The organism is Mesorhizobium sp. P2_D1, assembly GCF_056404455.1.
The window spans coordinates 94,531-109,554 of sequence record NZ_JBFUDZ010000005.1 but is presented as its reverse complement, the minus strand read 5'-3'; the positions used below and the strand labels follow the sequence as shown (position 1 = coordinate 109,554).

The 15,024-nt window shown below is 64.4% G+C and carries 14 protein-coding genes and 1 pseudogene; 1 reads left to right on the top strand and 14 read right to left on the bottom strand.

What is annotated here, in order from left to right:
• Positions 1-35: 35 nt before the first annotated feature.
• From AC1D0I_RS06795 to AC1D0I_RS06760, 8 genes are all read right to left on the bottom strand, one after another.
• Complete coding sequence (locus AC1D0I_RS06795) at positions 36-836, bottom strand: ABC transporter permease (RefSeq protein ID WP_477393902.1); 801 nt, start codon at positions 834-836, stop codon at positions 36-38.
• Positions 833-1,705 (bottom strand): ABC transporter permease, encoded by an 873-nt coding sequence (locus AC1D0I_RS06790; RefSeq protein WP_095080915.1) that lies wholly within the window; start codon positions 1,703-1,705, stop codon positions 833-835. The genes AC1D0I_RS06795 and AC1D0I_RS06790 overlap by 4 nt, the downstream gene beginning before the upstream one ends.
• The gene (locus tag AC1D0I_RS06785; protein WP_477393900.1) at positions 1,702-2,805 is read right to left on the bottom strand and encodes an ABC transporter ATP-binding protein; all 1,104 of its coding nucleotides are present in this window, start codon (positions 2,803-2,805) and stop codon (positions 1,702-1,704) included. Before AC1D0I_RS06785 ends, AC1D0I_RS06790 begins: the two co-directional genes overlap by 4 nt.
• 76 nt (positions 2,806-2,881) lie before the next feature.
• The gene (locus tag AC1D0I_RS06780; protein WP_477225879.1) at positions 2,882-3,907 is read right to left on the bottom strand and encodes an ABC transporter substrate-binding protein; all 1,026 of its coding nucleotides are present in this window, start codon (positions 3,905-3,907) and stop codon (positions 2,882-2,884) included.
• A 52-nt stretch (positions 3,908-3,959) separates the two neighbouring features.
• Positions 3,960-4,958, bottom strand: a complete 999-nt coding sequence (gene araD1 / locus AC1D0I_RS06775; RefSeq protein ID WP_477393898.1) for an AraD1 family protein — start codon at positions 4,956-4,958, stop codon at positions 3,960-3,962.
• Positions 4,959-4,990: 32 nt separating this feature from the next.
• Positions 4,991-5,767 (bottom strand): SDR family NAD(P)-dependent oxidoreductase, encoded by a 777-nt coding sequence (locus tag AC1D0I_RS06770; protein WP_477393896.1) that lies wholly within the window; start codon positions 5,765-5,767, stop codon positions 4,991-4,993.
• 13 nt (positions 5,768-5,780) lie between these two features.
• On the bottom strand, positions 5,781-7,508 hold the full coding sequence (locus AC1D0I_RS06765; protein WP_477393894.1) for an IlvD/Edd family dehydratase: 1,728 nt from the start codon (positions 7,506-7,508) through the stop codon (positions 5,781-5,783).
• Complete coding sequence (locus AC1D0I_RS06760) at positions 7,505-8,296, bottom strand: FadR/GntR family transcriptional regulator (RefSeq protein ID WP_477393892.1); 792 nt, start codon at positions 8,294-8,296, stop codon at positions 7,505-7,507. The genes AC1D0I_RS06765 and AC1D0I_RS06760 overlap by 4 nt, the downstream gene beginning before the upstream one ends.
• A 61-nt stretch (positions 8,297-8,357) precedes the next feature.
• On the opposite strand from AC1D0I_RS06760, the gene AC1D0I_RS06755 reads away from it, so the two are divergent.
• On the top strand, positions 8,358-9,281 hold the full coding sequence (locus AC1D0I_RS06755) for an aldose 1-epimerase (protein ID WP_477393890.1): 924 nt from the start codon (positions 8,358-8,360) through the stop codon (positions 9,279-9,281).
• Positions 9,282-9,299: 18 nt separating this feature from the next.
• Here the strand turns inward: AC1D0I_RS06755 and AC1D0I_RS06750 are convergent, their stop codons facing one another.
• From AC1D0I_RS06750 to AC1D0I_RS06725, 6 genes and pseudogenes are all read right to left on the bottom strand, one after another.
• On the bottom strand, positions 9,300-10,745 hold the full coding sequence (locus AC1D0I_RS06750; RefSeq protein WP_477393888.1) for an aldehyde dehydrogenase: 1,446 nt from the start codon (positions 10,743-10,745) through the stop codon (positions 9,300-9,302).
• 76 nt (positions 10,746-10,821) lie between these two features.
• Positions 10,822-11,609, bottom strand: a pseudogene (locus AC1D0I_RS06745) (coniferyl-alcohol dehydrogenase).
• 2 nt (positions 11,610-11,611) lie between these two features.
• Entirely contained in the window at positions 11,612-12,670 is a 1,059-nt protein-coding gene (locus tag AC1D0I_RS06740; protein WP_477393886.1) for a branched-chain amino acid ABC transporter permease, read from the bottom strand.
• The gene (locus tag AC1D0I_RS06735; RefSeq protein ID WP_477300842.1) at positions 12,667-13,557 is read right to left on the bottom strand and encodes a branched-chain amino acid ABC transporter permease; all 891 of its coding nucleotides are present in this window, start codon (positions 13,555-13,557) and stop codon (positions 12,667-12,669) included. Before AC1D0I_RS06735 ends, AC1D0I_RS06740 begins: the two co-directional genes overlap by 4 nt.
• Positions 13,554-14,282, bottom strand: a complete 729-nt coding sequence (locus AC1D0I_RS06730) for an ABC transporter ATP-binding protein (protein ID WP_477393885.1) — start codon at positions 14,280-14,282, stop codon at positions 13,554-13,556. The genes AC1D0I_RS06735 and AC1D0I_RS06730 overlap by 4 nt, the downstream gene beginning before the upstream one ends.
• The gene (locus AC1D0I_RS06725) at positions 14,279-15,022 is read right to left on the bottom strand and encodes an ABC transporter ATP-binding protein (RefSeq protein WP_477394030.1); all 744 of its coding nucleotides are present in this window, start codon (positions 15,020-15,022) and stop codon (positions 14,279-14,281) included. The genes AC1D0I_RS06730 and AC1D0I_RS06725 overlap by 4 nt, the downstream gene beginning before the upstream one ends.
• Positions 15,023-15,024 lie beyond the last annotated feature (2 nt).

Here is a 15,024-nt window from a genome sequence, read left to right as displayed (position 1 = left end):
CACTGCGACATCCGTCGGCCGTGACTGCCGCGCACTCAGGTCCGTTCCGTCGCGACTTGCCTGGGGATGAGAAAACGCGCGGCGAGCACGCAGAGCAGTACGGTGAACATCAGGATCAGCGCCACCAGCGCATTGATGTCGGGGGAAAAGCCAAGCCGCATCATCGCCCACAGCCTCACCGGCAGCGTGCTTTGGGTGCCGGTGACCAGGATGGTGATCATGGTCTCGTCGAATGACAGCGCGAAAGCCAGGATGGCGCCGCCGACGATGGCGCTCGAGAGGTTCGGCAGGACGATCCGCCAGAACGTTTGCCAGCCCGWGGCGCCGAGATCGTAGGACGCTTCGACCAGCGTGCGGCTCATCGACTGCAGCCGCATCAGCACCGTGCGATAGACGATCGCCAGCACGAAAACCGTATGTCCGATGACCACCGTCAGCAGCGAGCGTTCAAGGCCGATCTCGCGGAAGAAGATCAGCAGCGCCAGACCGCTGATGATCGGCGGCATCAGGAACGGCAGGAAGATGATGAACTGCAGCAGCGTGCGCCCGGAACGGCGGCTGTGATAGTAGAGCGCCAGAAGCGTTCCGCTGACCACCGACAGGATGACGGTGCAGACACCGACGATCAGCGTGGTCCGCAGGGCGGCCAGAATGTCATGGTTTTCGGCCAGAGCGACATAGGTCGCAAGCGTCGGCGACGACCAGTCGACATTACCATGCGCAATGGTGAAAAACGACGACACGATCGGCACGGCCAGCGGGCTGTAGAGCAGCACCGCGACCAATGTCGTGATCGCAGCCAGAAAGACGGTGGATAGCCGGGGCAGGGCGGTCATATCGCTGTCCCCCGGTTGCGGCCGAAGCGCTCGCCGACAAGAATTGCCGCGATCACCACGACAGCCAGCGCCACTGACAGCGCCGCACCGAACGGCCAGTTATAGGCCGTGCCGAACTGGCTGTAGAGGATGCGGCCGAAGGTGAAGCCGCTGATCCCGCCGACCATTTGCGGCGTCAGGAAATCGCCGATCGCCAATACGAACACGAAGCTCGCCGCGGAGGCGACGCCTGGCAGGCTGAGCGGCAAGGTGATGCGCAGGAACGTCTGCAGGCCGCTTGCGCCCAGATCGTCGGAGGCGCGCAGCAGCACCTGCGGAATCCGCTCCAGCGACAGGAAGATCGGCAGGATGGCGAACGGGATCAGCAGCAGCGTCAGTGTCAGCAGGATGGCGTTCATGTTGAACACGAAAAGCGTCGATGGCTCCTGCAGGATGCCGAGCCCGACCAGCGCCTTGTTGAGAAACCCGTTAAGGCCGAGGATGCTGCGGATCGCGTAGATCTTGATGACGTAGCTCATCAGCAGCGGCACCAGCAGCAGCATCAGCAAGGCGTAGCGCCAGCGCCCTTTCAGGGTCGTCAGAAAATAGGCGGCGGGATAGGCGAGCAGAATGCAGATTGCCGCCACCGAGAGACACAGCACGATGGTGTTCCAGAATACCGGAAGAAAGATCGGATCGGTGAAGAAGCGGACATAGTTGCCCAATGACAGCGTATGAACGATCGTGCCCTGGTCGACGCTGAAGAAGCTATAGCCGAGGAAGATCGCCAGCGGCACGAGGACGAAGACCACCGGCAAGGCGAAAGCCAGCACTGTCACCAGCAGCGACCATCGCCGTTCGGCGAGCGGTATCGTGCCGGTTCCGCTCATGCCAGCACCAGGTGGCCTTCATGCGGCGCAAACGCGAGGGAGATCGTCGCGCCGGATTGCAGCGTGCTGCCGTCGACCCGGCTCGGCATGCGCAGCCGCAAGCGTTGCGCAGCATGGTCGGCGTCGACAGTGATGGTGGCAACGGTCGATGAGCCGGCAAAGGCCATGTCGGCGATCGTGCCGGAAAAGCAGTTCTCTGTTTCCTTTGCATCGGCAAGGTGCAAGGCCTCGGGACGGAAGGCAGCGAAGGCACTGGCGCCATCCGCGGCGGTCTTCAAATGCGGCTGGTCACGGATCGAACAGACCAGGCGTCCGAGCGTCGTCTCGATCGATCGCAGTTCGTCCTGGACGGATCCAAGCTTTCCGGCCACCAGATTGTTTTCGCCGAAGAAGCGCGCCACGAACTCGCAATTCGGCTTGTAGTAAAGCTCGTGCGGCGTGCCGAGCTGGCGGATATGGCCGGCCTGCATGACGCAGATCCGATCGGCCATGCCGATCGCTTCTTCCTGGTCGTGGGTGACGAACAGAAAGGTGGTTTTGATTTCGCGCTGGATGGATTTCAGGAACTCCTGCATTTGCCGGCGCAGCTCGAGGTCGAGCGCCGCCAGCGGCTCGTCGAGCAGGATCAGGCGCGGCTGGCAGATCAGCGCGCGGGCCAAGGCGACGCGCTGGCGCTGGCCACCGGAGAGCTGGGCTGGAAAGCGGTCGGTGAAACGGCCGAGCTGGACAAGCTCCAGCGCTTCCGCGACGCGGCGCGCAATCTCCTTGCGCGGCAGGTGGCGAACCGAAAGGCCGTAGCCGACATTGCCGGAAACGGTCAGATGCGGAAACAGCGCATAGTCCTGGAACACGGTGTTGAATGGCCGCCGGTTGATCGGCATGCGGCTGATGTCGTGGCCGTCGAGCCGGATCTCGCCCGACGTCAGTGGTTCCAGCCCGCCGATCAGCCGCAGCACCGTGGTCTTGCCGGAGCCTGACGGCCCAAGAACGGTCAGGAACTCACCGTCCTTGATCGACAGGTCGATGTCGTGCAGCACCGGAACGGTGCCGTAGGATTTCGAGACGGACCGCAGCGTCAAGAGGTCGGTGTTCTGGTTCATGGAATACTCTCGCATACGCTTCGGCGGTCCGGAACGTCCGGACCGCCGGGTCCCTCGAAGTCTTCGTGCGGAAAGATCAGGGCGTGGCCTTGATCTCGTTCCACATGTCCGACCGCTTCAGCGGGTCCTCGACATTGTTGAGCCAGACCAGCTTGTCGTTGCCGCCGGCGCTGCCGGTCTCCGTCACCGTGTTGCCGAAACCGGTGCGCTCGGAAAGCTCGCCGCTGACCTTCTTGCTCAGCATGAAGTCGATCCATTTCTCGGCCGCCGCATTGTCGCGGACGCCCTTGGAGATGACCCAGTTGTCGAGCCAGGCAAGCGCACCCTCGCTTGGATTGACGTAGGCGACATGGGCGCCGATCTTCTGCAGCGCCTTGACCTGCTGCTGGCCGTAATTGGCCCAGATCAGTGCCACGTCATTGTTCTGATAGATCTGCTGCGCCTCGTCGGCGGTGGTGTAGAAGCTCAGCACATTGCGCTTGAGTTCGACCAACTTGGCCTTGACCGCCGCCATCTGTTCTTCATTCAGATTGAACGGATCCTTGTAGCCGAGCGTCAGCGCGGTGAACGAGAAATTGTGCTCGCCATTGTCATAGGCCAGAACCTTGCCCTTGTAGGCTGGGTCCCACAGGACCGACATCGATGTCGGCGCCGGTTTGACCTTGTCGGTGTCGTAGATCAGGCCGATCGAGTCGAAGCAGAACGGAATGCCATAGACCTTGCCGTCCTTGGTGACGCCGCTCACCGCAGTCAGATCACGGAAGCGCGGCAGCACCTCTTTCTGGTTGGCCAGCTTCGTCACGTCGATCGGCGACACCAGATCGGCCTTGATGTAGCGCTGCAACTGGGCGGTGTTGACGGCGAAGACGTCGAAGTCCTGCCCTTCGCTGCCCTTGATCTTGGCCCAGATCTCGTCGTCGCTGCCGATGAACACGACATCGACGCCGACGCCGGTTGCCGCGGTGAAATCCTTCACCCAGTCCGGGTCGGCGTAGCCGTCCCAGGCCAGAACCCGAAGGTTCGCGGCCAAGGCTGCCGAAGTCATCAGGCCGATGCCGAGCCCGATTGTCGCCATTCTTAGAAACAGTTTCTTCAGTCCCATTTTTAATCTCCCATTGTCGTTCTGATGGACCGCAGTTTCCGGACCTTCGCCGTCACAGCTGGGTGACGGCGACCAGTCCCTCGTCCGGCACCGACACCATCCGGTTGCGCAGTGGCTTGCCGAATGTCTGTGCCTGGATTTCATACTCGTCGCCGGAAGCCGTCTTGATGCCGGAGGCGTAGCTCATCACCGCTGCACCGAAGAAATAGGCATGCAGGTCGCCTGCTCTGCGGTGCATCGGGTAGCGGAAATGGAAATGTTCGAGATTGGCGATCGAATGCGACATGTGCGCCTCGCCCGACAGGAACTCCTGCTCCCAGATGACGGCGCCGTCGCGCAGGATGCGGGAATGGCCGCGCACTTCATCGGGCAGGTCGCCGATCAAAAGCTCCGGGCCGATCGAGCAGGAGCGGAGTTTTGAATGGGCGAGATAAAGGTAGTTCTCGGCTTCCGTCACATGGTCGGAGTATTCGTTGCCGAGCGCATAGCCGATGCGATAGGGGTGGCCATCCGGCCCATTGAGATAGAGCCCGACGATCTCGGCCTCTTCCGCGCCGGCGCGCGCGAAGGCCGGCATCGGCAGCGCAGCGCCGGGCGGCACGACGCAGGTGCCGACGCCCTTGAAGAACCATTCGGGCTGGATTCCGATCTGCCCGGCGGCGGGTTTGCCGCCCTCGAGACCCATGCGGAAGATCTTCAGTGAATCGGATTCCTCGGCGTCCTCGCCATGCGTAAGCACATGCATCTTGTCGCGTGCCGCGGCGCTGCCGGTATGGGTCAGGCCCGTGCCGGTGACCAGGAAGCGCGCCGGTTCCGGATGGTCGACCGGGGCCAGCACGCGGCCGTCGCGCAACAGCTCGTCATAGTCGACCGTTGCAGTGCCCGTCCGCTTCTCGACAAGTGCGGCGATAGAAACGCCCTCGGCAATTGCCGCTTCGGCAAGTTCCAGCACGGTGCCGGTCTTTTCGAGCGGGTGCAGGTGATTTCCGTCGTCGGAGACACGGCCAACCCGCCTGTTGCCATCGGGCATTCTGAACTGAACAAGGCGCATGAGGTAACCTTCTTCCCTTGAGGCCGTGTGGGTCACACCCAGCCCGCATCGACGATGAATTGCTGGCTTGTGCACATGCGGCTGTCGTCGGCGGCGAGGAACAGCGCCATGCGCGCTATATCGGAGGGCTGCAGCCGGTCGGGCAGGCACTGTCGCTCCTCGATCTGCCGCTCTCCGGCCGGGTTCAGCCACAAGCGCATCTGGCGCTCTGTCATCACCCAGCCAGGCACCATGCAGTTGACGCGGATGCGCTCGGGACCAAGCTCGCGGGCCAGCGCCCGCGTCATGCCGTAAACCGCCGCCTTGGCCGTCACATAAGCGGGGCAATCGGGATCGCCGACCATCCAGGTGATGGAACCGAAATTGATGATCGAGCCGCCGCCCCGCGAGCCCATCTGCGGGCGCACCGCTTGCGCCGCAAAGAACTGGTGGCGCAGATTGACCGCCATGCGGTCGTCCCAATAGGCGACCGTCACGTCATTGGTTTGATGGCGATCATCGTTGCCGGCATTGTTGCACAGAACCTGGATCGGGCCGTTGTGCTGCATCGCTTGCACCGTTGCCGCCTGCAGTTGCTCGACGTTGCGCAGGTCGCAGGCAATGAACAGCGGCGCACGATGTCCATCCGCCGCGATCGCGTCCACCAGGCGCTGGGACGGCTCCTCGGCCACATCGACAAAGGCAACGCGGCTGCCTTGCGCGCAGAAATGGCGCACCAGGCTTTCGCCGATGCCGCTGCCGCCGCCGGTTATGAAGACGCTGCGATCCTTGAGGCTGGGGTAGGTGGCGTAGCCGCCCATTTCATCCATCGCGCGCGCCTCTCTAGTGGGAATGCCGGGGGATGCCGGCATCGCGCCGACCGACGAGAAAGTCGAAATCGCAGCCCTTGTCGGCCTGCAGGACGCGCTCGACATAGAGGCTCTGGTAGCCGCCTTCGGGCGGCGTCGGCGGCTGCCAGTTGTGTCGGCGGATAGCCAGTTCCTCGTCCGACACCAAAAGCTCCAGGCGCCGGCCGGCCACGTCCAGCTCGATGATATCGCCATCGCGCACCAGCGCCAGCGCCCCGCCGGCCGCTGCTTCCGGCGCCACATGCAGCACCACGGTGCCGTAGGCGGTGCCGCTCATGCGCGCGTCCGAGATGCGCACCATGTCGGAGATGCCTTGCTTCAGCAGCTTGGCCGGCAGCGGCATGTTGCCGACCTCGGCCATCCCGGGGTAGCCACGCGGTCCGCAATTCTTCAGCACCATCACTGAAGAGGCGTCGATATCCAGCTCCGGATCGTCGATGCGGGCGTAGTAGTGCTCGATGTTTTCGAAGACGATCGCCTTGCCGCGATGCTGCATCAGCTCGGGCGTTGCCGCCGACGGTTTGATGACCGCCCCGTTGGGCGCCAGATTGCCGCGCAGGATCGAGATGCCGCCTTCCCTGGTCAGCGGGTCGCTCAGCGGGCGGATGACCTCGGTGTTGTAGTTGGGCGCGCCGTCGATCAACTCGCCAATGGTCTTGTTGCTGACGGTCATGGCGTCGCGATGAAGAAGCCCCACTTCATCAAGCGACGCCATGACCGCAGCCAGCCCCCCGGCATAGTAGAAATCTTCCATCAGGAACCGCCCCGATGGCATCAGATCGACAATGGTCGGAACGTCGCGGCCAAGGCGGTCCCAGTCATCGAGGCTGAGATCGACGCCGACACGGTTGGCGATGGCGATCAGGTGCAGCACCGCATTGGTCGAGCCGCCGATCGCGCCATTGACGCGAATGGCGTTCTCGAACGCTTGCCTGGTGAGAATCTGCGCGATCGTCACATCCTTGCGGACCAGCTCGACGATCTGGCGTCCGGCCATCTGGGCGAGCACGCCACGGCGTGAATCCACCGCCGGGATCGCGGCATTGTCCGGCATGCCGATGCCGAGCGCCTCCACCATGCTGGCCATGGTCGAAGCCGTGCCCATTGTCATGCAGCTGCCCGCCGACCGGCTCTGGCCCTGTTCGGCGGCAAGGAAATCGGCGACCGGCATGCGGCCGGCCTTCACCTCTTCGGCGAATTTCCAGACATGCGTGCCCGAGCCAATATCTTGTCCGCGGAACTTGCCGTTGAGCATCGGTCCGCCGGAAACGGTGATGGTCGGCAGATTGCATGATGCAGCACCCATCAGCAGCGCAGGCGTGGTCTTGTCGCAGCCGACCAGCAGGATGACGCCGTCGATAGGATTGCCGCGGATGGATTCCTCGACATCCATGCTGACCAGATTGCGAAACAGCATGGCGGTGGGGCGCATGTTGCTCTCGCCCAATGACATGACCGGAAATTCCAGCGGCAGGCCGCCGGCTTCATAGACGCCACGTTTGACGTGGTCGGCCAGGGCGCGCAGATGCGCGTTGCATGGTGTCAGTTCCGACCAGGTGTTGCAGATGCCGATCACCGGGCGGCCGTCGAAAGCGTCGGCGGGAATGCCTTGGTTCTTCATCCAGCTGCGGTGCATGAAGGCATTCTTGCCCTCGCCGCCGAACCAGGCCTCGGACCGCAGCTTGCGTTTGGTCTCGGTCACGATGCCAGCTCTCGATTGGCGCGGCGCCTGTTGCGGTTCTCGACACTGCGGCGCACGTCTTCCTCGGCATCGTCGATGAGCACCAGCAGCGCCTTTTGCGCGCCGGCGGCATCGCGCGCGGCGATCTTCTCAGCCACTTCCCGGTGCAGCGGCAAAGAGTGGCGCTGTCCTTCCGGATTGTCGTTGGAGAGGCGGAAGCTCATCACCAGAGCGGTTTCGACCAATGCCGCGAGCGAGCCGATCAGCTCGTTGCCGGTCATGCGCAGAATGGTCTGGTGGAACAGCAGATCAGGCTTGGCGAAGCGGTCGCCGTCGTCGACAACGGCTTCCATTTCGGCGAGTGCGGCGTTGATCTCGGCGATCTGCGCCGGCGTGGCGCGCTGCGCGGCAAGTGCGGCCGACATCGGCTCGATGGCCCGGCGCAGTTCGAACAGCGCCCGCACATCGTCGGCGCTGACGCCGCTGGCGTAACGCCACGACAGGACGTCCGGGTCGAGGAAGTTCCAGTCGGAGCGGGGACGCACCCTTGTCCCGGTCTTCGGCCGCGATTCGACGAGCCCCTTGCCGGCCAGCACCTTGATCGCCTCACGCAGCACCGTGCGGCTGACCCCCAGCATCTCGCTGGAATCGTCCGCATTGGGCAGTGCCTCGCCGGGCAGGAAATCGCCCTGCACGATGCGCAACCCGATCTGCTCGACAACCGTCGCATGCAGTGCCGTGGAGCCGCTGGAAACCGCGACGGCGACGCGCGAAGTGCGCGCCGTGCTAAAAGATTTCTTATTCTTCATACTATTCATATGATATGTCTTATAGCCATAGCGATGGGAGTCAAGGGATGGGAACGCGCCGATGACAAAGAATTCCGCAGCCGTTGCCGAGCAGGATCAAGCGCTGATCTCGATCAGCGATGGCATTGCGACGGCCGAGATTGCTCCGGCCGCCGGCGGCGCGGTAGCGTCGTATCGCTGGCGGCAAGACGGCTCTGTCGTGGACTGGCTACGCCCGGCCGATCCGGCGGCGATCAGACGCCGCGATGCCGGCGCCATGGCCTGCTTCCCGCTGGTTCCCTATTCCAACCGCATAAGGGATGGTCGCTTCGCCTTCGCCGACCGGACTATCACTCTGCCGACAGCGCCCGACGATCCGCATCATGAGCACGGCCATGGCTGGCGTCGGCCATGGGCAGTCGGGCGGCACGAATCCAGCACTGTCGTCTTGCGTTATCGCCACGCCGCCGACTCCTGGCCATGGAGCTACGAGGCCGAGCAAGTCATCTCGCTCGCCGATGGCAGTCTGGGCATCACCATTTCGCTGCGCAATCTCTCGGACACGCCGATGCCGGCCGGCTTCGGCCTGCATCCTTATTTCCCATCGACGCCGTGGACGCATGTCCAGGCGCCGGTGTCCGGCATGTGGGAGACCGATGCGGATATCTTGCCAACCCGCCACGTCCTGCCGCCGGCCGGTGCCAACCCGACCACGGGCTTCGATGTGTCCGAGACGGACTTCGATACCGTCTTCACCGGATGGACGGGCCGGGCCCGGATTTGCTGGCCGGAGCATGGACGGCAACTGGAGATCGAGGCCGAGGTGCCGCTCGATTTCCTCGTTCTCTACACACCGCCCGGCGAGCCGTTCTTTTGCGCCGAGCCCGTCACCAACATCACCGATGCCTTCAACCGCGACGGGGGCATCGACACCGGCCGCATCGTGCTGGCGCCTGGCCAGATGCGATCCGCCAGCGTTCGCTTCACGCCCTCACAGGCGGTCTGACCGTCCGAATGAAGGCAGTCAGAACGGATAATGCTGGCCCGGATCCTCGATCGTCACCCAGCGCAAATCGGTGAACTCGGCGATCGATGCCTTGCCGCCGAAACGGCCATAGCCCGAGCCCTTGACGCCGCCGAACGGCATTTGTGCCTCGTCGCCGACGGTCGGGCCATTGATATGGCAGATGCCGGCTTCGATGCGCGCAGCGACCGCCATGGAGCGCTTGATGTCGCGGCTGAAGACCGCTGACGACAGGCCGTATTCGGTGTCGTTGGCGACACGCACGGCCTCGTCCTCGCCCTTGACCCGGATCACCGGCTTGACCGGCCCGAAGGATTCTTCGGCATAGACGCGCATGGCCGGCGTGACATCGTCGAGCAAGGTCGCTTCCACCACGGTGCCACTGCGCTTGCCGCCGGCCACCAGCCTGGCGCCCTTGGCGACGGCATCGGTGACGAGTTCCTCCATCTTGTCGGCCGCCTGGCTGCTGATCAGCGAGCCCAGCACGACATGGCCGCGTGGATCGCCCGCCGGCAGTTGCGACGCGCGCGCCGCGAGCTTGGAAACGAATTCATCGGCGACCTTTTCGTCGACGATCAGACGCTCGGTCGACATGCAGATCTGGCCCTGATGCATGAACGCGCCGAAGGTGGCGGCGTTGACGGCCGCGTCGATGTCGGCATCGTCCAGCACAAGCAACGGCGCCTTGCCGCCGAGTTCGAGCAGCGCCGGCTTCAGGTGCCGTCCGGCGAGTTCGGCGATGATCCTGCCCACCTTGGTCGAGCCAGTGAAGTTGACGCGCTTGACTGCAGGGTGCGCGACCAGCGCCTCGACAAGGCCGGCGGCGTCCTTCGGATCGTTGGTGACGACATTGATGACGCCCTTCGGCAGGCCGGCCTCGACCAGCACCTGGCCGATCAGCCGGTGCGTGCCGGGGCACATTTCGGAAGCTTTCAGCACCACCGTGTTGCCGCAGGCGATCGGCATTGCGATGGCGCGGGTGCCGAGAATGACCGGCGCATTCCACGGCGCGATGCCGAGGCAAACACCGGCCGCTTGGCGGATGGCCATGGCCAGCGTGCCCGGCTTGTCGGATGGGATGATCTCGCCCGAAATCTGCGTCGTCATCGCCGCCGCCTCGCGCAGCATGTTGGCCGCCAGCATGACGTTGAAGCCGGCCCACGGGCCGGTCGCGCCGGTCTCTTCCATCATCAGCTTGGTGAATTCGCCGACCTTCGAGGCCATGACGTCGGCCGCTTTGCTCAGCAAGGCGCGGCGCTCGCCAGGCCCGGTCTTCGACCAGGCCGGAAAGGCGGCCGCTGCGGCCTCGACCGCGGCATTGGCGTCGGCAATGCTGGCTGCGGCGGCGCGAGTCGCCAGCTTGCCGGTGAACGGATCCATGCGCTCGTAGGACGCCGCACCCGAGGCAGCCCGTTCGTCGCCGTCGATCAGAAGTCCGATGTCCATGACTGTCTCCATCCCTCTATTCTTGTGTGACCATGATCTTTTCCGAAAACCGGTTCCCGCTTTTCGGAATCATGGTCTAGAATCCGAACATTTCGGCATTGATCGATGCTTCGAGGCCACCGTCGACCGGTACGTTGGCGCCGTTGATCCAGCGCGCGCCATCCGAGCACAGGAACAGCACCACCGGTGCGATATCGCCCGCTGTGCCGGCGCGCCCGACCCTGGCAATGTCGCTGTCGACGCGGGCGTCGCCGAGCACGGTGCGGAACTGTTTGAGGATCGGTGTCTCGACCGGGCCAGGGCTTACCGCATTGACGCGGATGCCGCGGCGTTTGAACAGGTCCTGGTGCGCCGCACGGAAGGTCCATAGCAGCAGCAGTTCCTTGGAGACGGGAGATAGCCTTCCTCGTTCCTGACCGCATGGTCGCAGACCACCTCGGCGACATCGGGAAAACCTTCGATGCCGACCATCGAGGCGGCGCGGTTGAGATGGGCGCGCCAGCCATAGCCGGCGATCGAGGCGACGTTGACGATGGCGCCGCCTTCGCGAAGTTTTGGCACAAGACCTTCCGAAAGCGCCCGCAGCCCGAAGAAATTGACGGCCAGTGTCGCCGCCGCACCGGTGTTGCCGGAGAGGCCAGCGACATTGCAGAGTGCGTCGATACGCTGCGGCAGACGCGCGATGAGATCGTCGACACCGGCCTTCGACGAGATGTCGGCCTTGACGAAGCTGCCAACCGCGGCAGCCGGCTCACGCACATCGACGCCGATCACATCGGCGCCGAACTGGCCGGCGAGTTCCGCGGTGCGGGCGCCGATGCCGGAAGCGACGCCGGTGACAAGGATGGTCTTGCCGAAGAGCATGGTCATGCCTTTTCCTGATGCATCTTGGTTTGTTGTGGCGTCGCGTCGTCATCTGCGGAGGCCGCCGCGAGCCTGACGCGATAACCGACCGGCAGCAGGCGAAGCCCAAAGCGCTCCTCGATCGTCCCCCACAGGCCGCGCGGCAGGAAAAGCGAGAACAGCACCGCCGTGGCGCCAAGCCCGACCAGATACCAGACACCGGTGCCGCCGAACCATGTCTCGATGAGGAAGAACACCAGCGCGCCGAGAATGGCGCCCTCGAAAGTGCTGATGCCGCCGACCAGCACCATGAAGATCATGTAGGCGGTCCATTGCACGTTGAAGTAGGTCTTCGGCTGGAAGGTGATGGAGGTCGCCAGCCACAGCGCACCGGCAATGCCGATGCCGAAGGCGGCAAGCACGAACAGCAGCCGCTTGGTGCCGGTGACGCGCACGCCGACCGAGGCGGCGGCGTCCTCATTGTCCCGGATCGCCCGGATCGCGGCACCGGTGCTGCCGCGCAGCAGACCAAACAGGATGGCAAGCAGCGCGGTCATCGAGGCCAGCGCCAGCCAGTAGATCGTCGCTCGCCTAGTGCCGGCGTCGTAGACATTCAGCGAGATCAGCGAGGTGCCGGTTTCGCCCTGCACCAGCCGGTCGAGATTGACCAAGAGATGCGTGAGTGCTGCGATCACCCACATGCCGATGGCGAATTCGCCATTTCTCAGCCGCAGCATGAAAAGCGAGAGCGGGATAGACACCACGCCAACGACAAGTCCGGAGGCGAACAGCGCCAGGAACGGGTTGAGGCCCGCATCGGCCAGCCGGATGGCGAAATAGGCGCCGAGGCCGAAGAACACCTGCTGGCCGACCGAGACCAGCCCGCCGAAGCCGGCCAGCGCATTCCACATCGCCGCTAGGATCACATAGATGAACAGTGCGGTCATGCGGTCGACCGCACCGGCCGACAGGAACTGCGGCGCGATCGCAAGCAAGGCGATGATGACGGCGACGGCCATCGCGGCAATCCGCGATGTCGCCGTGCCGCGCTCGATGACAGGCATGGCGGCGGGAGCACTCATGACGTCTTCCCGAGGCGCAGCAGGCCGCGCAGGCCGAGGCCGGACGCGGACAGCCGCACGAAAAGCACGACGAGAAAGACAGCGTGGCCGCCGATCAGAAACCCCTGCGGATGCACCTGTGCGCCGAGCGTCTGGGCAAGCGCCAGCACGATACCGCCGATCAGCGTTCCCCACAGCGAACCGGCGCCGCCGATCACCGCCGCCTCGAAGGCGAACAGCAATTGCGGCGCCCCGGCATAGGGATCGAAGGTAGCGCGCATGCCCAGGAACGCACCGGCAAGGCCAACCGTGACCATGGCGATGGCCGCGGCAATGGCGTTGGCGCGGCGGGCATCGACACCGACCAGGCCGGCCGTATCGGGGTCTTCCGAGGTGGCGCGGATCGAGCGGCCAAGCCTGGTGTGCGTGAGGAACAATTGCAGCCCGCCGAGCAGGACAATTGCGGTGGCAAACATCATCACCGCGAGCTTGCCGACATAGATGCTGCCTGGCCATTCCCAGGAATCATAGGACAGGCTGCCGATATAGGGCGCCAGCGAACGCGTATCCGCGCCGAACTGCTCGAACAACAGATTGTCGATGACGATGGCCAGGCCGAACGTCGTCAGGATCGGCAGCAGGGCTCCACCGCGCGCGCTGCGTTCGAGCAGGAAGCGCTGCAGCGCCCAGCCGATCGCCGCCATCAATGGCAGCACAATGAGCAGGCCGACAAAGGGCGAGACGTGGAATCGCGAGGCCAGCAACCACAGCGCATAGGCGGAAAGCACCGCAAGGCTGCCATGCGCGAGGTTGATGATGCGCATCACCGAAAACATGAACGACAGGCCGCAGGCGATCAGCGCGTAATAGCCGCCGAGAAGGATGCCCTGGATGATCTGGTTGCTCATGCCGGAACGCTTCCGGTGCTTTTCCGGTGCAGACCGAAATAGGCCTTCGTCACCTCGTCGCGCGAAACCTCCTTGCTTGGTCCTTCGAGCGCGACACGCCCTTCGAGCATGCAGATGACCCTGTCGGATACAGCGAGCGCCCGGTTGAGGTCCTGTTCGACCAGGATGATCGTCGTGCCTGAAGCGATCAGCCCTTGCAACGCGGCGTAGACACGGTCGACGATCAGCGGCGACAGGCCGAGCGAAACCTCATCGAGCAACAGCAGTTCCGGGTTGCTCATCAAGGCCCGGCCGATCGCCGTCGCCTGCTGCTCGCCGCCCGAGAGGTGGCCCGTCCTGGCATGGCGGCGCGGTTTGAGGTTGGGGAACATCTCGAGCACCTTGTCGACACTCCAGTCGCCCGGCCGGCCGACGGTCCTGCCAAGCAGGAGGTTCTCCTCGACCGTCATCTGCACGAACAGTTTTCGTCCTTCCGGCACCAGCGCGATGCCCATCCCGACGCGCCTGTGGGACGGCACGCTGGTGAGGTCGGCGCCGTCGAGCAGCACGCGGCCGGCGGCCGGCTGATGCGCCCCGGCGATGGCCCGGAGTAGCGTCGTCTTGCCGGCGCCATTGGCACCGACCAGCGCCAGCGTCTCGCCGCGTTCGATCGTGAAGCTCACGCCGCGCACCGCCTGCAGCAGCCCATGCCGGACAACCAGGTTCTCGACCGACAGCAGGCTCATTTCGGGCCTCCGCCGAGATAGGCACGCACGACCTCAGGGTCGGCCATCACCGCTTGCGGCTCGCCATCGGCGATGATCTTGCCGGCATCCATGCAGATCAGCCGCTCGGCCACCTGCAGCAGGATATGCACGATGTGCTCGATCCAGACGATGCCGATCTTGCGCCGGCGCAATTCCTTGATCGTGTCGACAAGTTCGCCGGCTTCGCCATCGGTCAGGCCGCCGCCGATCTCATCGAGCAGCAGCAGCGTCGGTCTTGCGGCAAGCGCCCTTGCCAGTTCCAGCCGCTTGCGGTCGAGCAGTCCGAGCGTCTCGGCGCGGCGGTTGGCAACGCCCAGCATGCCRCACAGTTTCAGCGAGCCGAGCGCCTCCTCATAGGCCTCGTCGCGGCCGAGACCGGCGCCGTGCGAGGCGGCGACGAAGACATTCTCGAAGGTGGTCATGCCGCTGAACGGTTTTGGCACCTGGTGCGTGCGCACCAGGCCGAGCCGGCAACGTTGCGTCGCCGACAGCGGCGTCACATCGCCGCCCTTGAAGCTGACCGTGCCCGAGCTTGGTGGAAAAGCCCCGGCAAGCACGCTGAGCAGTGTCGTCTTGCCTGCACCATTCGGGCCGACGATGCCGACCGCCTCGTCGGCAGCCATGGTGAAGTCGACGGCATCCAGCACCACAAGTGCGCCGAAGCGCTTGTGGATAGCGGCGGCGGCGAGGATCGCCTGTTTTTGCGGATGGGTCACCAGGC